This window comes from Maribacter huludaoensis (assembly GCF_029350945.1).
GTDB lineage: Bacteria > Bacteroidota > Bacteroidia > Flavobacteriales > Flavobacteriaceae > Maribacter > Maribacter huludaoensis.
Genome location: NZ_JARKMS010000004.1, coordinates 281945 through 306977, shown reverse-complemented (window position 1 = coordinate 306977; position 25033 = coordinate 281945). Strand labels below are relative to the sequence as shown.

The 25033-nt window shown below is 39.8% G+C and carries 16 protein-coding genes; 4 read left to right on the top strand and 12 right to left on the bottom strand.

What is annotated here, in order from left to right; translation table 11 throughout:
* Window positions 1–55: 55 nt before the first annotated feature.
* From PXC01_RS13560 to sbnA, 3 genes are read right to left on the bottom strand one after another with little or no spacing between them, the layout of a single operon-like run.
* Window positions 56–1528: a type III PLP-dependent enzyme domain-containing protein gene (locus PXC01_RS13560; protein WP_276472823.1), complete on the bottom strand. Its 1473-nt coding sequence runs from the start codon at window positions 1526–1528 to the stop codon at window positions 56–58.
* Window positions 1518–3335: an FAD/NAD(P)-binding protein gene (locus tag PXC01_RS13555; protein ID WP_276472822.1), complete on the bottom strand. Its 1818-nt coding sequence runs from the start codon at window positions 3333–3335 to the stop codon at window positions 1518–1520. Before PXC01_RS13555 ends, PXC01_RS13560 begins: the two co-directional genes overlap by 11 nt.
* Before the next feature lie 12 nt (window positions 3336–3347).
* Window positions 3348–4352 carry a 2,3-diaminopropionate biosynthesis protein SbnA gene (gene sbnA / locus PXC01_RS13550; protein WP_276472821.1) on the bottom strand — a complete coding sequence of 335 codons (1005 nt, stop codon included), beginning with the start codon at window positions 4350–4352 and terminating at the stop codon, window positions 3348–3350.
* Between the two features lie 322 nt (window positions 4353–4674).
* Between sbnA and PXC01_RS13545 the strand changes: the two genes are divergently transcribed.
* Together PXC01_RS13545 and PXC01_RS13540 are read left to right on the top strand one after the other, a co-directional pair.
* Window positions 4675–5139, top strand: coding sequence for a (2Fe-2S)-binding protein (locus PXC01_RS13545; RefSeq protein WP_276472820.1), 465 nt, complete (start codon window positions 4675–4677; stop codon window positions 5137–5139).
* Window positions 5140–5184: 45 nt separating this feature from the next.
* Window positions 5185–7386, top strand: coding sequence for a xanthine dehydrogenase family protein molybdopterin-binding subunit (locus PXC01_RS13540; protein WP_276472819.1), 2202 nt, complete (start codon window positions 5185–5187; stop codon window positions 7384–7386).
* A 59-nt stretch (window positions 7387–7445) separates the two neighbouring features.
* Here PXC01_RS13540 and PXC01_RS13535 read toward each other — a convergent pair whose 3' ends face one another.
* From PXC01_RS13535 to PXC01_RS13510, 6 genes are all read right to left on the bottom strand, one after another.
* Window positions 7446–8324, bottom strand: a complete 879-nt coding sequence (locus PXC01_RS13535; RefSeq protein WP_276472818.1) for a DUF6268 family outer membrane beta-barrel protein — start codon at window positions 8322–8324, stop codon at window positions 7446–7448.
* A gap of 107 nt (window positions 8325–8431) precedes the next feature.
* Entirely contained in the window at window positions 8432–9907 is a 1476-nt protein-coding gene (gene mqo / locus PXC01_RS13530) for a malate dehydrogenase (quinone) (protein WP_276472817.1), read from the bottom strand.
* 27 nt (window positions 9908–9934) lie between these two features.
* Window positions 9935–11221, bottom strand: coding sequence for a DUF3570 domain-containing protein (locus PXC01_RS13525; RefSeq protein ID WP_276472962.1), 1287 nt, complete (start codon window positions 11219–11221; stop codon window positions 9935–9937).
* Window positions 11222–11278: 57 nt separating this feature from the next.
* Window positions 11279–11488 (bottom strand): DUF4266 domain-containing protein, encoded by a 210-nt coding sequence (locus PXC01_RS13520; RefSeq protein ID WP_276472816.1) that lies wholly within the window; start codon window positions 11486–11488, stop codon window positions 11279–11281.
* A gap of 1 nt (window position 11489) precedes the next feature.
* Entirely contained in the window at window positions 11490–12443 is a 954-nt protein-coding gene (locus PXC01_RS13515) for an FAD:protein FMN transferase (protein ID WP_276472961.1), read from the bottom strand.
* A 25-nt stretch (window positions 12444–12468) separates the two neighbouring features.
* Window positions 12469–12909, bottom strand: coding sequence for a thioredoxin family protein (locus tag PXC01_RS13510; protein WP_276472815.1), 441 nt, complete (start codon window positions 12907–12909; stop codon window positions 12469–12471).
* A gap of 430 nt (window positions 12910–13339) precedes the next feature.
* Here PXC01_RS13510 and pta point away from each other — a divergent pair, with 430 nt between their 5' ends.
* Both pta and PXC01_RS13500 read left to right on the top strand, forming a co-directional pair.
* Entirely contained in the window at window positions 13340–15433 is a 2094-nt protein-coding gene (gene pta, locus PXC01_RS13505; protein WP_276472814.1) for a phosphate acetyltransferase, read from the top strand.
* Between the two features lie 10 nt (window positions 15434–15443).
* Entirely contained in the window at window positions 15444–16628 is a 1185-nt protein-coding gene (locus PXC01_RS13500) for an acetate/propionate family kinase (protein ID WP_276472813.1), read from the top strand.
* A gap of 110 nt (window positions 16629–16738) precedes the next feature.
* On the opposite strand, the gene PXC01_RS13495 is transcribed toward PXC01_RS13500, so the two are convergent.
* The 3 genes from PXC01_RS13495 to PXC01_RS13485 form a co-directional block, all read right to left on the bottom strand.
* The gene (locus PXC01_RS13495) at window positions 16739–18676 is read right to left on the bottom strand and encodes an OmpA family protein (protein ID WP_276472812.1); all 1938 of its coding nucleotides are present in this window, start codon (window positions 18674–18676) and stop codon (window positions 16739–16741) included.
* 9 nt (window positions 18677–18685) lie between these two features.
* Window positions 18686–19618, bottom strand: coding sequence for a PorP/SprF family type IX secretion system membrane protein (locus PXC01_RS13490; protein WP_276472085.1), 933 nt, complete (start codon window positions 19616–19618; stop codon window positions 18686–18688).
* Between the two features lie 27 nt (window positions 19619–19645).
* Window positions 19646–25033 (bottom strand): T9SS type B sorting domain-containing protein (locus PXC01_RS13485; RefSeq protein WP_276472811.1); only part of this gene is annotated, 5388 nt, incomplete at its 5' end.

Genomic DNA, 25033 nt, shown 5'->3' with positions numbered 1-25033 from the left:
TTTTATTCAAGATACCCAACAACGGATAATTACATTGTCTTAAAACACTTTGTTCTTAATGCATTTCATTATGCTTTTCTAACACGATCTTATTGTCATCAATAAATTGAAAAAATGATAATTTTTCATTAGACCCCGTAAATATCAAATTGGTAGAGAGCTCAAAAAGATGTGCTTCTGTTTCAAAAAAATGCATCATGTAACCAGCGGTGTTAACAAAGGCAACGTAATCCCCTATCTCCGGTAATTTTGGTAGGGTAATTTTTCGTTTAAGCAACACATCTCTTTCCAAACAATAAGCTCCGGTAAAAAATACATCTACATCTTTATCATTTTCAACCTCAGAATTATATAGCATATAGGGGTCCAAAAGAAAATCTGCACTTGAGCTCATCATTTGGCTCATATTCATTTCTAGCCCTACCAACCATTGCCCTTTGGCATCTTTTTTTCTGTGGATGACTTTCGCAACCGTTATTCCTACTTGGTCCAATAGCGATCTACCTGGCTCAATGCGTATCTCTATATTATTTTTAAGCAACAAAGATGCTACCGATAACCCTGATGCTTCATCCATAAAATCTAGCACCTCTTTTATAAAAGAACCTTTATTTATCTTATTGAAGTACGGGTAGGTATTCAATTTACCATTCAACTTGCCATCTTCTAGCCTAAAGCCCAATCCATTATCATTGAAAGTGATATCATTGTTCTGGTTTAATACAGCATCTTTTAATTTTTCATTGAAATTCGTCCACTCTTTTTCTTCTTCTAGATAGTTCATTAAAATTCCTCCGCCTATATCTATGAACGAAATAGGGTATCCTTTTTCTTTTAAGGTTGAAACAATTTTTATACTAGCTATTAAACTTACACTTCGTTGGTGAGTAGAATAACTATCCAAATGAAAATGTAGTCCCGTAACTTCCAATAAATCAAAAGTTTTACCTTCGCCAACGTAAGAACCTATAAAATCTTCTACGTCTTCTACATCAAATCCAAAACGACTATACAGTTTCTCACCATCAACCTCAAAACCGCTAATGCGAAAACCTACTTTTGCTTTTTTATTAAGTTTTGTAGCAACAGTCTGGGTCAACCTACATTCATCTTCATTATCCAAAATAATAGGTACACCATGTTCAATTGCCAACTTTATTTGTGCTTCTGTCTTTATTGCTGCGGTCAGCACTAAATTTTCACTATTACCACCTAATACCAATGATTGTTCCAATTCCTTAAAACTCGCGGTATCTACACCTATACCAGAAGCAAATGCCTGTTTTACAAGACCTTTGGATTTGTTTGCCTTTCTTGCATAGAAAACTCTGTATTTTAGACCGTACGAATTAAAGACCTGTTTATAGATTTCACAATTTTGATTAAAAGATGGTAAATGATGAATGTTTATGGGCGAACCATATCTTTCTATTAAACCATTTATAAGCCCATTATCTTCAAAAATCTCATGCATCCAATCAGAAGTTTTTGGTGTAAGTTGATATTTTGGCTTTCCTTTATAGTACATTTTCTTCTTTTTTAGCTTTAGCGATTCTTCCATCTATTCTTAGTATTTCTTTACAAACAGATTTTGCCCAGATTGTTGCAAAATCATTTCTGGTTCTTGATAAGGTATCATTATCGCATGTTATACCTTCCGTTGGTGTTCCGTAAAATGAAATATTTGGATTGGCATGACCATTTTTATCAATTGCGTTTCCCTCTTTATTAATTTCAATGCAACCCGGTATATATTTTGTATTTAACTTGTTTTCAAATTCGCGAATTATTCCATTTTCTAGCAAATTTTGATAAAGTTCATTTCTAAACTTACCTTCCTTAGCTCTTGATATTGTAGCGTTCACCAAATAATCTACTACAGTTTCTTGTTGATTTTTAATTGATAATCTAAAATTGCCATCGTAATTATTGTGTGAAACGTTTGCCGATTTAGCATAAGAAAAATCTAAAATACCTGCCTTAGTTAAAGCCAGCATCTTTTGCATATTTTTAATAGGCGGACCGTAGGAAAGCCTATTGAACAATCCGAAGTAATAGACATCGAATTTTTTATGGGAACCTGCATCCAAACCACCAAAGCTATAAAGTTCATTGAAAATGGGACTTATTTTACGCCAGGTGCCTACTGCTGCCATGAACGGACTTTTATCTTCCCCTAATTTAGCTTCATTTATCAAAAACTCTATATACACCTGCAATAGTACCGATGTTAATTTAGGCTCCTCCTTAAAAGGATCTACTATGGAGTCCCAATTAAAAACGGGACACTCAGGGTAGTCTTCATGAAAATATCGTACTTGGTTCTCTATTACGGTAAAATCTTTATCAAAATATAATTGATGACCATAATTTTTAAACAGTACGCGGTAGTAGGCAAAATAAAATTCTCTTTTAATCAAAGGCAACAACGTACAACTAAAACTAATGGGTTTGTTGCGTTGCAGTTCTGCCACTACTTCTTTGGTAAAAAAATACAAATCGGTTTCAGACGTAGGTAATCCATTTCTCGGTACCATGGGCAAACCTGTTCTTGAAAATGGATAGATTTTTGAAGGCTCATCCCCGGAAGAACTATATTTCAATACACCCTTATCATTCTTCATAAATTTACCATTTCTACCTTCCGTCAAAGCTAAAATGGCATCAATAGCCGTCAGGCCAAAACCCTTTACGGCAACCGCAGATGCCGCTTTTACGGATTCTAATTTTTCATTGGTAGGATAAATAAAATCAACCTTGTTCTTTAATACATCATTATTTGGTTGCTGAGATTTAAAAGAATGGTGACCAGTAGTAAAAAGAACCTTGTTGCATGAAACTACCTGCTTTTCATTACCTGTACCATTTGTATAGAATATTTGATAATTATTGTTCTTAGTTAACATATTGGTAACTGTACCAATGTGTGTTACTACCTTTATATGCTCTGGTAATTGATTTAAAACAGATTGATAACATGCCTCCAAATACTTACCAACTAATGCTCTTGGTGCGTATTTTCCATGTACGGTATCCTTATAACCATTTTGGGTCAGCCAAGTGACAAAATCCGGAGTAGAACCGGCTATTGAAAAAGGTTCTTTTAATAACCAACTGTTGATATGGCGGTTGGCATAGTTCATTATTAAATATTCAGGTTGATCAGTTCTATATACATCTCCCGACGCCAAAAATTTGGTAGTATTGAAAATATGAATTTGTATAGGCTTAGAAATCTGAGCTTCATTTAAAAAAGCCACCAATCTTTCAAAACCATAAAATCCTTTAGGTCCAAAACCAACAATTCCTATGTTATATGCGCTATTGTCCTTCATAAATCAATCTGTCTACCAACCTCCCAAAGGAGTAAATGCGTTTCTACTTTCCGGTAATTCTTTCAATAACCAATCTTTGTTATAAATTGTATCTAAGTAGCGCTCACCGCGATCACATAAAAACAGTGCACAATTACTGCCCGCCTCTATATTTTTTCCATATTTTTTTACCGCACTGATCATACCTCCAGATGAACCACCGCATAAAATAGATTCGTTTTCCAATAACGACCAACAACCTCTGGCACAATCAACATCATCTACGTACACGTAATCATGGATTTTTTTGGTATCTAGAAATTGTGATGGTACGCCTGCCCCATGACCGGGAATCAATCTTTTTAAAGGAGGACCTCCAAATAGCACACTGCCAACTGCATCTACCGCTATAATCTTAACATCAAGATTGTTTTCATAAATATAATCCGCACAACCCATTAAAGTACCGCAGGTACTTGTAGCCACAAATAGGTAGTCTAATTTGCCCTCTAAAGAATCCATAATTTCCGTCATGGTTTTATGATGGGTCAAAGGATTATCTTGATTACCATATTGGTTAGACCAAAAACTGTTTGGAATGCTGATCAACAAATATTGAACGCGCTCTAACCTTGCCGCTAAAAACCCTCCATCTTTTTTTGGTTCTGTAACTTTCTCTATACGGGCACCATACGTTTTTAGGATTTTCTCTGTATGCGGATTTAATTTAGGGTCTACAACCACAATTAAATTAAGGCCATAATACAAACATGCCTGTGCCAAACCCACGGCCATATTACCGGAACTTGACTCTATAACCGTATCTCCCTTTTTTATTCTACCATCGGCAAATGCTTGTTGTAATATAAAAAGAGAGGTTCTGTCTTTTATACTCCCAGCAGGGTTAGCAGCTTCTAGCTTTCCTAAAAGGTTAAACTTATTGTGCCCTAAAATTTTGTTTAATCTTACCATGGGTGTATGACCTATGGTTTCTATAATGGATTCAGAAACAGTATCCGAAATATTTTGTGTTATCATATTCAATAGATTATTATCCAATAGGAAAAATGAGGATTGTTTACTTTGCTAAAAGTACTTGGATGATGACTCTTTATATACCGCTATTCAATAATTAAATAACTCTTTCGGTTTTAAGTCAAAAAAGGAAATAAAAAGCTCCATTTTCATAGACTGATCAAAAAGATAATTCACAACTCTAACAATCAGTACTTTAAATTAAAAAACGTTTTTTACGACTTTTACTTTCAGAAGAAAATTTTAAGATTATTTGTTACCAAATCTCAGTCTTTTTCTAAAAAAATACCTAATTTCAGGGAACTCAAACAAATAGGAAAAACGAATGGCAAATTTCAGTTTAAAAGTTAACGGACAAACGAAAGAAGTAGATGTAGATCCTTCTACACCAATGCTTTGGGTATTGCGAGACCATTTAAAATTAGTAGGCACAAAATTTGGTTGCGGTATTGCACAATGTGGTGCATGTACCGTTCATTTGGGCGATAATGCCGTGAGGTCTTGTCAACTACCCGTATCAGCAGTTGGCGAACAATCAATTACAACTATTGAAGGCCTCTCTGAAAACGGAGATCACCCTGTTCAAAAAGCTTGGTTAGAAGAAGATGTGTACCAATGTGGGTATTGCCAAGCAGGTCAAATTATGAATGCCAGCGCATTTTTAAAGAGAAATCCTAACCCTACCGATACTGAAATTGAAGATGCTATGAACGGTAACATCTGTCGTTGTGGTACTTATACGCGCATTAAGAAAGCTATTAAAAATGCTTCCACTATTTCTAACGCGTAATTTTTGTCCCATAATTAAGGGATTTAACCTTCAAAAAATAAAAAGATGACACTTATTAAAACAACATACAATAGACGTTCCTTCTTAAAAACCGGTTCGCTTGCAGGTGGCGGAATGATCTTAGGCTTTAGTTGGCTAGCATCTTGCAAACCTACCCCTGAGCAAGTCAACAATATACCAAAAGAATGGTTTGATATAAATAGCTTTCTAAAAATTGGCGATAATGGTATGGTAACCATTATGTCCCCAAACCCAGAGATAGGACAGAACGTAAAAACTTCCATGCCCATGATCGTTGCAGATGAACTTGGTGTAGATTGGAAAAATGTTATCGTAGAACAAGCGCCCCTGAACACTGATATTTTTCAACGACAATTGGCAGGTGGAAGCCAGTCTATACGTGTTGGTTGGTCCGGTCTAAGAATGGCAGGTGCTACAGCAAGGCACATGTTAGTCGCTGCGGCTGCCGAAGCTTGGCAGGTAGATGCTTCTGAAATAACGGTAAGTGCCGGTGTTATCAGTCACACCGCATCGAACAATTCAGCAGGTTTTGGCGAAATGGCATCGAAAGCGGCTACGATGCCCGTTCCAGAAGAAGTAAAACTTAAAGAATCTAGCAATTTTGATATTATAGGTACCGACAGACGTAATGTTGACGGACCGAATATTGTCACAGGCAAACCCTTATTCGGTATAGATATTCAAGAAGAAGGTATGTTGATTGCCATGATCGTTCACCCTCCGGCCTTTGGGTTAACCTATAAATCCATGAATGCAAATGACGTAAAATCTATGCCGGGCATTAAAGATGTTTTCCCTATTGACGCCTACAAAGATGATACTGAAAAACAATGGTCAGATGGCGGCGCAATTAACAAACTTGTTGCAATTGTCGGTGAAAGTACCTGGCAGTGTATGCAAGCAAAAAAGGCGTTAAATGTAACTTGGGAAGAAACATCGGCACTAGAAAGTACAAAAGGGCATGATGAAGCTTTGACAAAATTATTGAACACTTCTTCTAAAAAGCCTGCACGTAAAGATGGTGATGTTGCAAGTGCATTTAGAAAAGCCGATAAGGTTATTGAACGTACGTATAGCGCACCATTTTTAGCGCACAATACCATGGAGCCCATGAACTTCTTTGCAGATGTTAATGGAGAAAGGGCGTTATTGAACGGTCCCATACAAACACCTGAGTTTTTAGAAAAAACATTAGCATCTAGATTAGGTTTACCAGTTGAAAAAATTGATATTAAAATGACCCGTATGGGTGGTGGTTTTGGTAGACGCCTCTATGGAACATTTGGAGTAGAAGCTGCGGTGATTTCACAAAAAATGCAAGCTCCCATAAAATTAGTATATACCCGAGAGGATGATATGACGCAAGGTACCTATCGCCCCACCTATAAAGTTAAATATAAAGCAGGCTTGGATAAAGAGGGCAACTTACTTGCATGGCACGTTAAAGGGGCCGGGTCTAATGATGACCTACTTTTTGAAAATAGATTTCCAGCAGGTGCCGTAGATAATTATCTAGCAGAAAAATTTAGTTTGGAAACCAATGTAACTACAGGCGCATGGCGAGCACCACGCTCAAACTTTGTTGCCGGTGCAGAACAAGCCTTTATTGATGAAGTTGCAGAAGCCGCAGGCAAAGACCCTATTGAGTTCAGACTGGAACTTTTTGACAGAGCAATTAAAAATCCTGTTGGTGAACCGGAAAAGAACGATTACGACCCCGAGCGTTATGCCGGTGTTTTAAAATTAGTAAGGGATAAATCGGGTTGGTCTAAAGGGCAAGGTAATGCCAAAAGAGGTGTTTCTGCCTATTACTGCCATAACTCTTATGTTGCACAGGTTTTAGACTTAAATGATGATACGGATGCTCCAAAAGTTGATAAAGTATGGTGTGCGGTAGATTGCGGAATCGTAATTAATCCAATGGCCGCAAAAAACCAAATTGAAGGTGGCATTATAGATGGCATAGGACATGCCACCTATAGTGAAATGACCTTTGAAAACGGGCAACCACAACACAAGAATTTTGACACCTATCGCTTAATAAGACATAAGGAAGCACCTAAAGAAATAGAAACGTTCTTTGTGGATAACGGAATTGACCCAACAGGTTTGGGAGAGCCATCATTACCTCCAATAATTGGCGCATTGGCCAATGCCCTTTATAAAGCTACAGGACAAAGACATTATAATCAACCGTTTATTACGGAGAAATCCGTAATAGGTTAATACCCTTATGCTATTGTAATACTAAAACGCCAGAATAAAAATTCTGGCGTTTTTTTAGTTTATATTTTAAATTTCAATACCGCCCTCAAATAACTTCTAGAATCGTTATCTATTGTAAGTATGGTATTATTGTCTCCATCTTTTAGCTTATTGCCTAAACTAAAGTTATAAGCCGTCCTTAAATCTAGCTGAAAGTGTTCTGTAAAATGATACTCATATTGTAGACCACCATTGATCAATGACATATTTATTAATTCGGCAAACTCGTTTTCGTTCACCAAAGCTCCGTTTTGAATGTTTGAGGTAAAACCATCTAACTGCGCATATAGTTTAATACGATGTTTATCCGATAAATGATATTGAAGATTCGATTTCGGAATCCCTAAATTATAAGACCAATCCGGTCTAAACTTCCTATAATAACTAATAAAAGGTAATGGAAATACATATCCCCTATTTTGTGAATAAGATAGCCCCACTATTAAACGTGAAGGTCTTTCAATATCTTTTTCAAACTTTTTTATAAAAACCAGATCTCCTGAAAACACAGCGTCTTCCGCAGATAAATTTCTTGCAGCATTATTTGTACTTATCCCAGGCTGTATACGCACACCTAAACGCCATCCATTTTTTAAGGGTTTTGTAAAACCAATGGTAAAATCCAATAGCTTAAAATCATTTAACAGCTCCCTATCAAAAGGAAGATTATTATCCTTAAAACGTAAGTGTACATTACTATAATCAACACCTAAAAATAAAAATTGTCCTTCTTTTCTAAGTTTTAAAGGATAATTGACCAAAAATCTAGACCTTGTATATTCTACATCTGATCCTTTGTTGGGTATAAAGGTAAAATCTAATCGAGCTAAATCACTTAATTGTGCCTGTGAAGCCAAGCTGTATATGAATAAAAAAAGTAAAAGAAGTCTAACCCGCATTTTTTGTCAATAGTTTTTATACTACGTAAGCATAATGCAAGTACTATCTTTTTATTGTATTGATTTAGTGATAATAAACTTAAAATTAGCTTAAAACAAAACTAGAGTTATAATTCAAGAATTTTAGCCACTCTTTTAAGTTCTTTATCGAACAAATCTTCAACAACCTCTTTATTATAAAATGGTACCATTCTATCCAGCTTTCTTTTACCCGTCCCAGATTTCATAATCTCCGGAAAAGCCTGTTCCAAAACATCTAACATAATTTTAACCGAGGTAGATGCGCCTGGTGATGCACCCAGCAAACACGTAATTCTACCGTCTTTACTGCTGACCAGTTGTGTACCAAATTCCAACGAACCGCCTTCAAATTCATCTTTTTTTATGGTTTGAACACGTTGTCCTGCAATCATAATTTCCCAATCTTCATTTTTGGCATCCTTAACAAATTGACGCAATGAATCCATACGGTCATCAAAGCTCATAGCTACTTGTTCTACCAAATATTTCGTAAGCGGTAAATTATGCCAAAACACGCCCCACATAGATGGTATGTTGTCAAAATTGATTGATTTTAATAAATCTAGATAAGAACCTTCTTTTAAAAACTTTGGACTAAAACCTGCAAACGGACCAAACAACAATTCTCTCTTTCCATTGATATAACGGGTATCTAAATGCGGCACCGACATTGGCGGGTCACCAATACCTGCTTTGCTATATACCTTGGCGTTATGCTGATTTATGATATCTTGATTTTTACAGACCAACCACTCGCCACTAACAGGAAATCCACCGTAGCCGTCTTTCTCCTCAATTTCAACCTTTTGCAGCAATAAAAGACTACCGCCACCGGCACCGATAAAAACATGTTCGGCATCGATTGTATTTTTCTTACCTGTTTCTAAATTTTTCATCTTCACCAACCATTCTTCATCATGGTCAGGGTCTATGTCTTCAACCTCTGTATGGAACAATACTTCAGTATCATATTCATCTTTAAGTATAGCAAATAATTTTTCCGTTAATGCGCCGTAATTCATCTCGGTTCCCCTATCTATTCGCGATGCTGCCATAACCTCATCTTCAGTACGATTATGCATCATTAAAGGAAACCATTCTTTCATTTTTTCAACTTCTCTAGTAAACTCAATCGAGTTGAACATAAAATGCTCTTTAAAAGCTTTGAAACGATTTTCAAGATAGTTGGCATTCTCTTCTCCCTTTACCCAGCTATGATGTGGTACGGGAGTGATGAATGATTTAGGGTCTTTGATCAAGCCTTCCGCTACCAAATAAGACCAGTATTGCTTAGAAATTTCAAATTGGGTGCAGATGTTAATTGCCTTTCTAATATCTACGGCACCATCTTCGTTTTCTGGAGTATAATTCAACTCACATAAGGCAGAGTGACCAGTACCTGCATTGTTCCAAGCGGCAGAACTTTCTTGCCCCACTTTACCTAATCGTTCAACGATCAGCACGTTAAGATCTGGCTTTAACTGTTTTACTAATAAAGCTAACGTAGCACTCATGATACCTGCACCTACACATATTAGGTCATATTCTTCTCGTAAAACCATTATGAATTTTTAAAATTTAATATAAAATTAATCCATCACAAACTTAAAGCCTGCTGTAACAATGCTGGAACTAAAGGTCGTATTCCTATCATATTTATAGAACTTTACATCTATACTTTTAAGTCCGAGTTTCCAGACATGCATTTTTGTAAAAATATCCGTGTAGGAAACTCCCATTCCAAATTGGTTTGCCGAATATTTTGACAAATCATAATCAGAGGTATAAAACGTATCCGTAGAAAATGCTTCTTCATATCTGTAAAAATAATCTGCGGCTGACTGCTGGTAAAATCTATAGGATGGGTATACCGTAAACTTATCCGTTAGCTTAATAGGCACTTCTACACTTGCCGTGTGCGAGTTAATACCCCAATCATCAAAATAATATCTATAGTAGGATCGTAACACAACACTTTCATTTATATACCAATTCAACCTTCCGCCACCTGCAACTTTAAAGCGGCTATCCGGTAATTGCTCTATAGCATCAGCAAGTTGAAATTCTTGAATAAATGAATCGGCTACATCTGCAAAATATACACGTTGAAAAGGTGTACTCAATAAACCATCTTGCTTTACAAAATCTAAAGCCAATGAACCTTGAAGATTTTTACCTAGAATTTGAGAAAAACCCAAAGCTACCGAATAGGAGTTTCTTGTCTCATCTGTAAACTTCTCAAAAGTAGGACTGTAATCTGTGTTCCCGGTAATTGTTTTGTTTGAAAAGAATCCGTTATCCAACCCATTTGCCCCACTTGCAAAAGGTCTTAGTTCCGTTGGGTAGATAGGAGTCCAAGTATCTAGAAATATATTTGCATTAATACTTACCTCTGTATTTTTTTCATTAAAGAGCTTTGTTAACCCACCACCAAATCCGAATGAAAAATAATCATATTCCGATGACACTGATAGATTTCCGGAGTACATGGTATTTCTATCATCTGAACTATGGGTATATGTGCCGGACAAGTTGGTCCATACATCTGACCTAGAAGCCCCTGTACTTGCAACAAAAGCATCTGCCCTTTCGCTTCCATCAAATGGATCCACATTACTGGAAGATGCAGAGGTGTAGGCAGAAACACCAGCATCAATGGTTAAAATATCATCATCATTCAATGGTACCGATATTATAATAGTTCCCGTAACATCTGTAAGTTCTTCTGTACCAATACCACCGGTAACAGCAGCATTATCACCGTTTTGAGAATAGTAACTGCTCAAGAAATCTACTTCGGCAGTTTCCAACACACGTTTTTTATAAGAGTTGGTTGCACCGGTATTTTGCTGGGCGTAACCAACACCGCATAGCATACATGCAATGAGTAGCACTATAAATTTAAACTTATGTCTTTGTTGTTTCATTACTTACTAATTACAGCCGCAGCCTCCACCTGTTTTACCTCCATTTGCACCTACCGCTGCTTCTCTATACGAATGCATGGTAATCACATTTCTATCGCACTTTTTATCTTGCAAGGTCATATCCGGATCATTGATATTCACTTTATCGTACTCCTTTAATACCGTGCACCTACTAAGACCACCAATAATTACCAACACAATTAAAATCCTATTCATTTTACTTATTTATTTGAATATTCTTAGATGTAATTATTGTACCCAAGTCGTCAATAATGATACACTCTACCTTTGGCAACTGCTCTATTCTATTTAAACCTACTTCTTTACCCATTACAAAAACGGATGTTGCAAGCGCATCTGCAAGTTCTGCCTTTGGGGCAAATACCGTTACACTAACTATACCCGTTGCCGGATAACCGCTACGGGGATCAATGATATGTGTATATCTGGTATTATTAAAAGTTACGTACTTTTCATAATTACCGGAGGTAACCACCGCTCCATTATCCAAGGGTAATAATGCAAACACTTTGTTCTTATCCATAGGGTTGGTAATGGCCACTTGCCAACTATCACCATTAGGCTGGTTTCCCCATGTATTCATATCTCCAGATGCATTTATAATACCTGCTACTACACCTTTAGAAATCAATAATTCTTTTGCCTTATCCGCCGCATAACCTTTTCCTATTGCTCCAAAACCTATTTTCATACCCTTCAATTTTAGGAAAACGGTATGGTCTTCTTTATTCAAGAGGATATTTTGATATCCTACTTTAGAAACGGATGCTTTAATGGTTGCTTCTTCAGGCATTTTAGTCATGCTACCGTCAAACTTCCAGATGTTATCCATTGATGCATAACTGATATCAAAGGCACCATCGGTCAATGTAGAAATTCCTATTCCCCTTTGTATTAATTTGAACAATTCCGCATCAACTTTAACAGGTTTTACGCCTGCATTTTTATTAATTTCCGATGTCTGTGAATTTGGGTCCCAAGAAGAAATCAACTTTTCTATTCTTGTTATTTCACTGACAGCCAAATTAATATACTCTTCACCTTCAATAGGATCTTTAGCCACAACCGTAATATCAAAACGGCTACCCATCAATTTCATAGTACGCTTAAAAGGCTCTTGAGCCAGAAGCTGCCCAACAGAACATATCATTACTATGAGAACTAGTTTTTTCAAGCTATTTTATAAATAGATTTAATTCTGCAATGTATTCTTTTGGTGACAGTTTTTTATAACTAGTTTCTCCATAAACTTTACCATCCGCATTCATTACTACCACGAACGGGAAGATACCTTGCCGGTTGTACTTTTCTGCTAAAACCTTGTTCTTATTTAATTGCACTACTGGCAATGCATTCTTTTTTCTACGTGGAAAATCTGCTTGTAACATAATATAATGGTCCTTGGCATACCTTTTAAATTCATCTGTTGACCACACCGATCTATCTAATTTAATACAAGGTGTACACCAATCTGAACCTTGAAAAACAAGGACAATGGGCAAATTGTGAGTTTTAGCAAGTTCTTTTGCTTCAGTAAAATCCGTTTGCCAATCTTGGGCAATAGCGGTACCTAACCCCGCGACCAACATCAAAATTGTAATTACATATTTTTTCATAAAATTTAATTCTGCTGTATCAGATTAATACAAAGCACTTTGCAGTATCTGCGTTTTTAAAGCTACGGCAATGCAATAGCCTCTAATAGCTTAACGCACCTTTTAGTAAAAATTGTGTACTTGATGATACTGATGTTCACTACTTTAAATTACCAAAGTATTATTATATGTATGGTAGTCAAGATTTGAGATCGTATTCCCTCAAAACTCTTTAAACATCTTTCTCGTTTATATGATTTTCATCATATTTAAAAATACCCTTGATCTATATTTTTGAAACTTGAAAATTTTGAATCAAACACTTAAGTTTATTTTAAAACTGCACATCATAAAAACATAATTTTTCAAACAAAAATGTCAGTTTATAAACCATAAATAGTATTCCCTGACAAAATCCTATAAATTTGATAAACACTAATCCCTTTTATTCGTGAGTAAAGCTATATATATTGTTACTACAGAGCCCAACAGTGGAAAATCAATTGTTTCACTTGGTCTTATGCAGCTTCTTTTAGGTAGAACTGCCAAGGTTGGTTATTTCAGACCTATTATCGATGATGTTCCCAAAGGGAAAACCGACAATCATATTGACACTGTTTTAAGCTACTTTAATGTAGATATGAAGCCAGAAGAAGCTTTTGCATATACACGAAGCCAAGTAGTACAATTAAAAAACCTAGATAAAGACGATGAAATTGTAGGGCATATTATACACAAGTATAAAACTATTGAAAACAAGTTCGATTTCGTTTTAGTGGAAGGAACAGATTTTTCTGGAGAAGGTGCCATAATTGAATGGGATATCAACGTGCTTATTGCAAAAAACCTAGGTATACCTGCAGTTATTCTAGCAAGCGGAAAAAACAAAACTTTAGGTGAACTGGTCGGTAATCTTTACATGGCCTATGACTCTTTTAAAGAAAAAGGTGTAGATGTACTTTTAATCGTAGCCAATAAAGTACAACCAGAAAATGTCTCTATAGTTTCTGAAGGATTAAAAGAGAAACTACCCAATGACGTATTGGTAGGTACCATACCTGTAAACCCAATTTTAGGTAGCCCTACTTTAAAGGAAATTGCCCAAGAACTAGATGCCAAGATTCTTTTTGGTGAAGATTATATCAATAATCAAGTTGGTAGTTTTAGTGTTGGCGCCATGCAATTACGTAACTACATAACGCATTTAAAAGATGATAGCTTGGTAATTACACCTGGTGATCGCGCAGATATTATTTTAGGGGCGATACAAGCCAATATTTCTACGAACTATCCTAGCTTGTCCGGTATTGTTCTAACCGGTGGATTATTACCGGAAGAATCCATTATAAAGTTGATAGAGGGACTTTCAGACATCATTCCCATTCTATCCGTACCAAGAGGTACCTTCTATGTCACCAATAAAATAGGGACTATTAGACCTCGTATTTATGCTGAAAATACCGAAAAAATACAGACCTCAATACAAGAGTTCGAAAAATACGTTCCTACCAAAGAATTGGCTGAACGGTTAATCACCTTTAAAGCTAAGGGCATTACCCCTAGAATGTTTCAATATAACCTTCTGCAAAAAGCCAAATCATCTAAAAAACATATTGTACTGCCCGAAGGTTCAGATGAACGAATTCTGATGGCAACCAAAATGCTGATAGATGCCGAAGCGGTAACAATTACACTTTTAGGCAATAGAGATCAGATTATTTCAAAAATCACTGAACTGGATATTGACATAGACCTTAGCACCATAAACATTATTGATCCTACAACATCTGACAATTTTTTAAATTACGCCACTACCCTGTTTGAATTACGTAAGCATAAAAACGTAAACTTGGCAATGGCCAAAGATTTAATGGAAGACGTATCATATTATGGCACCATGATGGTTTATAAAGGGCATGCTGACGGCATGGTTTCCGGTGCCGTACATACCACCCAACATACCATAAGACCTGCATTACAGTTTATAAAAACAAAGCCTGGTGTTTCTATAGTATCTTCTATATTTTTTATGTGTTTACCCAATAGGGTCACTGTTTTTGGAGATTGTGCCATTAACCCTAATCCTACTTCAGAGCAATTATCTGAAATTGCAATTTCATCTGCGGCAACAAGCGCTGCATTTGGCATAGAACCTAAAGTAGCCATGCTATCGTATTCTTCTGGAGCATCGGGTGTTGGTGAAGATGTTGATAGAGTACGAAAAGCTACTGAAATCATAAAAGATAAAAGACCCGACCTAAAAGTGGAAGGTCCCATTCAATATGATGCAGCAGTTGATGCCAAAGTTGGTTTAAGTAAATTGCCCGAATCTGAAGTTGCAGGACAAGCTAGCGTGTTTATATTCCCTGACTTGAATACAGGAAATAATACTTATAAAGCGGTACAAAGAGAAACTGGTGCCTTGGCGATCGGACCAATGTTACAAGGTCTTAATAAACCGGTTAATGATTTAAGCCGAGGTTGTACCGTAGATGATATTTTTAACACTGTAATAATTACTGCTATTCAAGCAGAAGGATTCTAAACTCATTTTCATGAACATTTTAATTATCAACTCTGGTAGCTCATCTATAAAATATCAACTTTTAGATATGCCTGCGGCAAAGATTATTTGCCAAGGATCTATTGAGCGTATTGGTAGTACCCAAGCTATTTCAACCTATAAAACGGATACACATAAGATTGAAAAAACCTATGAAATTGCAACTCACAAAGCTGGCCTAGAGCGAATTACTTCTCTTTTGCTTGATGCTGATATGGGCGTGATCAATAGTACTGAGGAAATAGATGCCATTGGTCATCGTGTGGTACATGGTGGTAAAGATTATATAGATACTACTTTAATCAATGAAGAAGTTAAACAAAAAATAAAATCACTTTCTCCCCTAGCCCCTTTACACAACCCTGCCAATCTAGAAGGAATACTAATGGCGGAAGAAATTTTTGAATCATCTAAGCAGATCGTCGTTTTCGATACTGCCTTTCATGGTACGTTACCAATAAAAGCTAAGAAATATGCCGTTCCTAACATCCTGTTCGAAGAAAAGAGAATTCAGGCGTATGGCTTTCATGGTACCAGCCACAAATATGTTTCGGAAAAAGCAAATGAATACTTAGGAAAAACAAACACTAAACTTATCTCCATTCACTTAGGTAACGGGTGTAGTATTACAGCTATTGAGAATGGTAAAAGTATTGATCACAGTATGGGATTTGCACCGTCTAACGGATTGGTAATGGGTACACGAAGTGGAGATATTGACCATTCCATTATTTTTTATATGGTGAAAACACTTGGGTATAGTTTAGATGAAGTAAATGAACTTTTGAACAAAAAAAGTGGAATGCTAGGCCTTACGGGTTACAATGATCTACGTGATATTGAAGTAGAGGCGAGTAAAGGTAATACCAATTGCATTCTTGCTTTAGAAATGAACGCCTACCGAATTAAAAAATACATAGGTGCCTATATTGCGGCAATGAACGGTTTAGACGCTATTATTTTCACCGCCGGTATTGGAGAAAACTCCAATTTAATGCGTCAACTTGTATGCAAGGATATGGAGTGTTTTAATCTTCACTTAGACGACTCCAAAAATGATTTAAGGTCTAAAAATGTTAGAGAAATAAACACCACGGATTCTAAGGTAAAAATTTTGGTAATACCTACAAATGAAGAATTAGAAATTGCCAAACAGGTTTACCAGTTATTGGCTTAAACTGTCATACTATAGATTTGCCTCAAATTAATTACGATTATCAACAAAAAAAGGGAAGGAGCCTTGCTCCTTCCCTTTTCAACATGTGTTGATACGTGTTATTTAAGTTGTTATTCCACCACGATAAACTCCGATCGTCTGTTCAGCTGATGCTTTTCCTTGCTACAGGGAACGTTGTTGCTACAATCGTTCGTAAGCTCCGTTTCTCCATAGCCTTCGTACGATATCCTGTCGCTAGGGATGCCCGCAGCGATCAGGTAATCGGCTGTTGCCTTTGCCCTGTTGGCGGATAATTTCATGTTGTACGCATCGTTTGCACGTGAATCGGTATGCGAGCGTACCTGTACGTTCACGCTCGGGTATTCGTTCAAATATGCCAGTACCTTCTCGATACTGATCCTTGCATCTTCCCTGATGAAATACTTGTCGAAATCGAAATAGATCGGTTCTATGTTCAGGTATTTCGCAAGGTCCGTACCTACAGGTGCCGATGGATCCACCTGTGCCAGTACGATCTCTATGCCCATAGCGTCTTCTGCCTTGACCGTCATGAAGGTCTTGTTCCCTTCCTCGTAGTCCGCTTTGGTAGCCACTACTTTATAGCTGCCCTCGGCGCAGTTGCCCTCCATCTCGAAAGCCCCGTTCTCGTCCGTGCTCGAACTAGACACTACTTTGTTGTCCTTGTCGTATACCGTTACCGATGCATCCGTCAAAAGTGCATTGGTCTTCTCGTCCCTTACGGTTCCCGTGATATTGGTATGACAGGTGAAGTCCAGCGGGGTCGTTTCCACAAAGCTGTAGATATCGTCGTTCCCCTGTCCGCCTTTTCGGTTCGATGCGAAAAAGCCTTTCTTCGTCTCTTCGTCTATAATGTACGAGAAGTCGTCCTCCTCCCCGTTCAAAGGACGTCCTACGTTGAACACCTCTCCCCTTTCATTGCTCAGGTCGGTCGCGAAGACATCCAGTCCCCCCAGTCCAGGGTGGCCGTCAGATGAGAAATAGAGTTTATCGGATTCCGTTACGAACGGAAAGGTCTCCCTTGCCTCCGTATTGATGCGCTCCCCAAGGTTCTTCGGCGTACCGAAACTGCCGTCCTTGTTGATGTCCACCACGTAGATGTCCGATTCCCCTTTCGTGCCCGGCATGTCCGAGGCGAAGTACAATTTTGTCTCTTCCTTGTTTAATGTAGGATGTGCCACCGAGTAGCTGTCACCGTTAAAGGGAAGTTCCTCGATATTTTTCCATTCATTGTTTTCTTTGGTCGCCCTGTATATCTTTAACCTGCTCACGCCTTCCTCGTCCCTTTCGAACTTCCCGTCGTCCGAGTTGTTACGGGTAAAGTACATCGTGCTTCCGTCCTTGGTGAATGCCGTTGACGATTCATGGGTCTTCTTGTTCAGTTTCTTGCTCAGCTTGTCCACATCGGTGAAATTACCTTGGCCGTCCTGTGATGCCTTGTAAAGGTTCAGAAAAGAGCCGTCGTTCCATCTATGGATGTTCTTCGTGAGCAGTCCGCTGTCACGTGCCGTGGAGAAGACCAGGTTTTCTTCATAGAAGGATGGCGCAAAGTCCGACACTTTCGAGTTCAGCCCTATGTTCCTCAGTTCGTACCTCCCCGAGCGTTCCTCGATCTGTTCCAGGTAGTCCTGGTTTTCATTGAAGACCAATGCACGTTGATCGTTCGCTTTTGCGTTCTTGAAATTGTTCATCCAAGTGTCGGATTCCGTATAGTTTTCCAATGACTTCAAGGTCTGTGCGTAACGGTACATATACTCCGGATCGATGTCCGCCCCTTCAAGTGCGAACAGCTTGCCGTACCAGCTCGATGCCTCTTCGTAGTTCGCGTTCAGATAGTTCGCGTTGCCCAAATTCTTGTACACCTCTTCTTCCGTATATCCGTCCTTTACCAATTGCTCGTAAGACTGTATCGCCGAGGCATAGGCGTAGTTGGTGAACTTCGTGTCCGCTTTCTTTACTTTCTTGTCCTGCGCGCTTGCCATCATGGCCATCACCGCCAAGCCACAAAAAATATATCCTGTTTTTTTCATGTCGTTTTTTTAAAAGAATCTTGGGGTGATCACCCGTTTGTACTTGTTCAGGAACTCGTACCTCAGCATGATCTCGAAGGATCCGTCGTTGAACCGTGTCGCCCCCAGATCGGTCGTCTCCTTGTCATAGGCAAGCCCCAGCATCAACTGGTCGTTCAGCTGAAAGCCGAACAGCGCGCTCACAGCCGCGTCCCATCTATAGGCAGCACCCAACGAGAACTTGTCGTTGAACAGAAAGTTCGCGCTCAGGTCCACTTGTAACGGTGCCCCCTTTACCGCTTTTATAAGTGCCGCAGGCTTGAACTTTACATCGTTCCTAAGCTCGAACACGTAGCCCGTAATAAGGTAGAGGTTCATGCGCTCCTGCGCGATCAAACTCGAACTGTTCGAATCCGAACTGTCGAAATGCTCGGTCTGCAAGAAGTTCGGTACCGATAGCCCCGTATAGAAACGGTCCGTATGGTAATAGATGCCCGCACCGAAGTTCGGCGAGAACTTGTTGTCGATGTTCGGAAGGTTGCTCTCCGCACCGTAGTTCCTCAGTTTCGTGAAGTCCACGTTGAAAAGGTGACCCCCGGCCTTGAGCCCGAACGAAAGCTTGCCCGTCTCCGAGGTGTTCACCGTATAGCTGAACGCGGCATCGATGTACGTATCCTGGTTGGTGCCGTTACCGATCTCGTCGTTCACCACGGATAGCCCCAATCCTACATGGTCCGATACCGGCGTATGGAAATTGAGCGTCTGCGTAGTGGGTGCACCGTCAAGGCCCACCCACTGCGAACGGTGCAGCGCCGCTATACTGAACACGCCTCTAGATCCTGCGTACGCAGGGTTTACCGAGATCGTGTTGTACATGTACTGCGTGTACTGCGCGTCTTGTTGCGCATGCCCCATAAAGAGACCTGCTACGGTAATTATAATGGTCAGAAAATATTTGTTCATCGTTGTCTTTTTTATAAGGGGATTTTTTTATCTGTTGATGTATAGGTAACCGGCCTTGTCCAAGTTGTCTCCATTGTTGTTGTACTTGATGACGTAGAAATATACACCAGCAGGCAACTCGGACTCTTGGCTTATCGTAGCCCTTCCGTCCGAAGACCCAACGAATACATTGGTGTTGTTATCATAACCCGACATCTCGTACACAATTACTCCCCAACGATTATAAATTTGAACCGTGTTATTTGGGAATGATTCTATATTCTCAATCCTGAAAAAGTCGTTGGTACCATCTCCGTCTGGTGTAATTACCTCATTGGCTACTGCAATACCTGAATCTACTACCTCAGCATTACAACCTGCTTCAAGGGTTGGCACTCCGTTTAAAGAGTCACACGGATTCAATGGATCCGTTCCGTCCAATATCTCCTGCCCATCAGGTATGGTATCTCCATCGGTATCGGCTTCATAAGAATCCGTTCCGATCGCATCTTCCTGGGAAGTGGTCAGTCCGTCACCGTCACAATCGCTATCCGGCAAAGCCGTACCACCGACATGGTCACAATCGTCCAAAGGATTTGTTCCGTCCAATACTTCCTGGCCATCCAGTATACCGTCATCATCGGAATCTGAATCGTTAGGATCGGTACCTAAAGACTCTTCTTCATCCGTTGTCAAACCATCATCATCACAATCCGAAGTTCCTAATGGAGCCCCATCAATTGAATCACAATCGTTTAATGGATCGGTGCCATCAGAAATTTCCTGACTATCCGAAATACCGTCACCATCCGTATCTTCATTATATGGATCCGTGCCATTGGTAACTTCTATACTATTGGCAATGCCGTCCCCATCACAATCTGCAGACGCCCAAATTGTATTACTTAAGAAATACCCGGTATACCCCATTGTTTGTTGTGGATCACATGGATTTAATTCATCTGTACCATTGGCCAATTCTAAATCATCTGAAATTCCATCTCCATCAGTATCATTGTTGTATGGATCCGTACCATTGGAAACTTCCGTACCGTTATCAATACCGTCACCATCACAATCTGCTGCAGCCCAAATAGCATTTAAGTTATCATAACCTTCATAACCGGCTTCTTGAACCGGATCACAAGGATTCAAAGGATCAGTACCATTGGTATCTTCCAATCCATCAGGTATACCATCACCATCCGTATCCGTATTATAGGCATCGGTTCCGTTAGTAAATTCTGTACCATTATCGATTCCATCACCATCACAATCGGCAGCTGCCCAAATAGCATTTCCAGGATCGTAACCTATGTATCCAGCAACTTGAATTGGATCACAAGGATCTAAAGCATCAATATCCATATCATCCGCAACGCCATCGCCATCAGTATCCATATTATAAGGATCTGTACCATTAGTTACTTCCGTACCATTGTTAATTCCATCTCCATCACAATCAGCCGCTGCCCAAATAGCATTGCCGGAATCATAGCCGGTATATCCCGCTAATTGAACTGGATCACATGGATTCAATTGATCTGATGCATTAACCGTTTCTAACGTATCCGAGACACCATCACCATCCGTATCATTATTGTAGGGGTCGGTACCATTGGCATCTTCCACGCCATTAGTTATGCCATCCCCATCACAATCGGCTCCTGCCCAAATAGCATTACTAGCATCATAACCAGTATAACCTGCAATTTGAATAGGATCACACGGATTTAACGCATCATCATCAATATCATCAGAAACTCCATCACCATCGGTATCTGCATTGTATGGGTCTGTTCCATTGGCAACTTCAGTACCATTGGTTATACCATCTCCATCACAATCTGCTGCAGACCAAATCATATTACCAGCATCGTAACCCATATAACCTGCCGCTTGAACCGGATCACAAGGATTAAGAGCATCACTATCTATATCATCAGATATACCATCGCCATCAGAGTCCACATTGTATGGATCTGTACCATTGGTAACTTCCGTAATATTTATTAATCCATCTCCATCACAATCTGCTGCAGCCCAAATAGCATTACCAGCATCATAACCTGTGTAACCTGGCGGTTGAACCGGATTACATGGATCTAAAGCATTGGCATCCATACTATCAGGAACACCGTCACCATCCGTATCGGTATTATAGGGGTCGGTTCCGTCGACAACCTCTGTACCGTTCGTTATACCATCACCGTCACAATCACCTGCTGCCCAAATGGCATTGCTAGCATCATACCCGGTATATCCTGCAGCCTGTGCCGGATCACATGGGTCCAGAGCATCACTGTCAACATTATCCAAAACCCCATCACCATCGGTATCCGTATTATATGGATCTGTACCATTGTTAGCTTCGGTTCCGTTAGGTACGCCATCTCCATCACAATCGGCAGCTGCCCAAATTGTATTGCCAGCATTGTAGCCAGTATAACCGGCAAACTGTACCGGGTCACATGGATTTGTACCATCCGCATCGGCATTGTCAGGAACTCCATCGCCATCTGTGTCCGTATTATAGGGATCCGTTCCATTTGAATCCTCTACCCCATTACTAACACCGTCGCCGTCACAATCAGCAGCTGCCCAAATGGCGTTGCTAGCATCGTAACCTGTATAACCTGCCATTTGAACAGGATTACATGGGTCTAAGGCATTAATATCCGTATTGTCAGGAACCCCATCACCATCTGTATCACTATTATAAGGATCTGTACCATTAACATCTTCCGTACCATTGGTTATCCCATCCGCATCACAATCACCTGCTGCCCAAATCGTATTACTAGCATCGTAACCTGTATAACCTGCCACTTGAACCGGATCACAAGGATCTAAAGCATCACTGTCCGTGTTATCAGGAACACCGTCACCATCAGTATCCTCATTATATGGATCTGTTCCATTAGTTTCCTCCGTTCCATTGGTTACGCCATCCAAATCACAATCAGCTGCCGCCCAAATAGCGTTACTTGCATCATAACCCGTATAACCTGCCATTTGAATAGGATCACAAGGATCTAAAGCATTATTATCCGTATTGTCCGGAATACCGTCACCATCGGTATCATTATTATATGGGTCCGTTCCATTGGCATCTTCTGCACCATTGGTTATGCCATCCCCATCACAATCCGCTGCCGCCCAAATAGCATTGCTAGCATCATAACCGGTGTAACCTGGCGCCTGTACCGGATTACATGGATCAAGTGCATCTGCATCTATATTATCAGGTATTCCATCCCCATCAGTATCAGTATTGTACGGATCGGTTCCATTCGTGTCTTCCGTACCGTTAGTTACTCCATCAGCATCACAATCGGCCGCCGCCCATATGGCATTACTGGAATCATAACCTGTGTAACCTGCCGCTTGAACAGGAATACATGGATCAAGAGCATCTGTGTCCGTATTATCCGGAAAACCGTCTCCATCGGTATCGGTGTTGTATGGATCAGTGCCATTAGTGTTTTCCGTACCGTTAGTTACTCCATCAGCATCACAATCTGCCGCTGCCCAAATAGCGTTACTTGCGTCGTAACCCGTATAACCTGCCATTTGAACAGGGTTACATGGATTCAGAGCATTACTATCCGTATTATCTGGAACTCCATCACCGTCAGTATCCGTACTATAAGGGTCGGTTCCATTAGTAACTTCAGTACCATTGGCTATTCCATCTCCATCACAATCTGCTGCAGCCCAAATGGCATTGCCAGCATCATAACCTGCATAACCTGCAGCCTGTACCGGATCACATGGATCTAAAGCATCACTGTCCGTGTTATCAGGAACACCGTCACCATCAGTATCCGCATTATATGGATCAGTTCCATTAGTATCTTCCGTTCCATTGGTTACGCCGTCCAAATCACAATCAGCTGCAGCCCAAATGGCATTGGTAGCATCATAACCTGTATAACCAGTGGCCTGTACCGGATCACAAGGATCTAGAGCATTACTATCAGTATTATCGGGAACCCCGTCACCATCGGTATCACTATTATATGGGTCCGTTCCATTGGTATCTTCAATTCCATTGGAAACTCCATCGCCGTCACAATCCGCTGCCGCCCAAATGGCATTGCCGGAATCATAACCGGTATATCCTGCAGCCTGCGCCGGATCACATGGATTTAAGGAATTGGTATTATTGGCGATCTCTGTTTGATTATCTTCCCCATCACCATCGCAATCAGCCGTATTCCATGCTGTTGAAGGAGCTACAGTAGCACTACCGATTACATAGCTACATAAATCTAAAGGATCTGTACCATTACTATTAATTTCAGTTCCATCCAACACTCCATCACCATCGGAATCTGCATTCGTTGGATCTGTTCCTGCTGTAATTTCCTCATTTGTAGTTAAACCATCATTGTCACAATCACTTGTTCCCAATGGACTACCCCCGTTTGAACTACAATCGTTCAACGGATCTGTAAAATCTATTTTAACTTCTGTACCATCCAAAATGCCATCTCCATCAGAATCCGGATTTTCCGGATCCGTTCCTGCCGCTGTTTCCTCGTCATTGGTAAGACCATCACCATCACAATCATTGGTACCCTGTGGGCGCCAATCTGGATGACCATTATCTACACACGGATCAGTATCATCAATATCTGCCAAATCACAAATATTATCATTATCCAGATCTTGGCATTCCGGAGTTTCTATGGATAAAATAGCATCTGCACAGACAGTTCCGTTACAAACCCTATAATCAATAGTTACTATCGTATTGTTTTCCGCATTGGTAGGTGTATAAGATACATCACCAGTAGCTTGATCAATTACAATTGTTCCTGCCGCCGTACCGGTACCTAGGTCCGTAATTGTACTACCTGGCAAAAAGTCATCATTGAACAAAATATTTACCGTTTTCTCTACCAATACAGTTGCCGTGGTATAATCATCAGTTGCCGTTGGAGCAAAAGGATTAGGATCTGTACCATTATTGTTACCATCGGCGTCACAGTCTGCAGCCGCCCATATTGCATTATTGGTATCATAACCTGTATAACCAGAAGCCTGTGCCGGTAAACAAGGGTCAAGTGGCGCAGAATCTGAATTATCAGGAACGCCATCACCATCGGTATCACCACTATATGGGTCGGTACCATTGGTTACTTCAGCTCCGTTGGTTACCCCGTCACCTTCACAATCCGCTGCCGCCCATATGGCATTGCCAGCATCATAACCTGTATATCCTGCAGCTTGAACCGGATCACACGGGTCAAGAGCATCACTATCGGTATTATCGGGAACACCATCACCATCGGTATCCGTATTATACGGATCTGTACCATTAGTAGCTTCAGTTCCGTTCGTTACTCCGTCCCCGTCACAATCCGCTGCCGCCCATATGGCATTGCCAGCATCATAACCTGTATATCCTGCAGCTTGAACCGGATCACA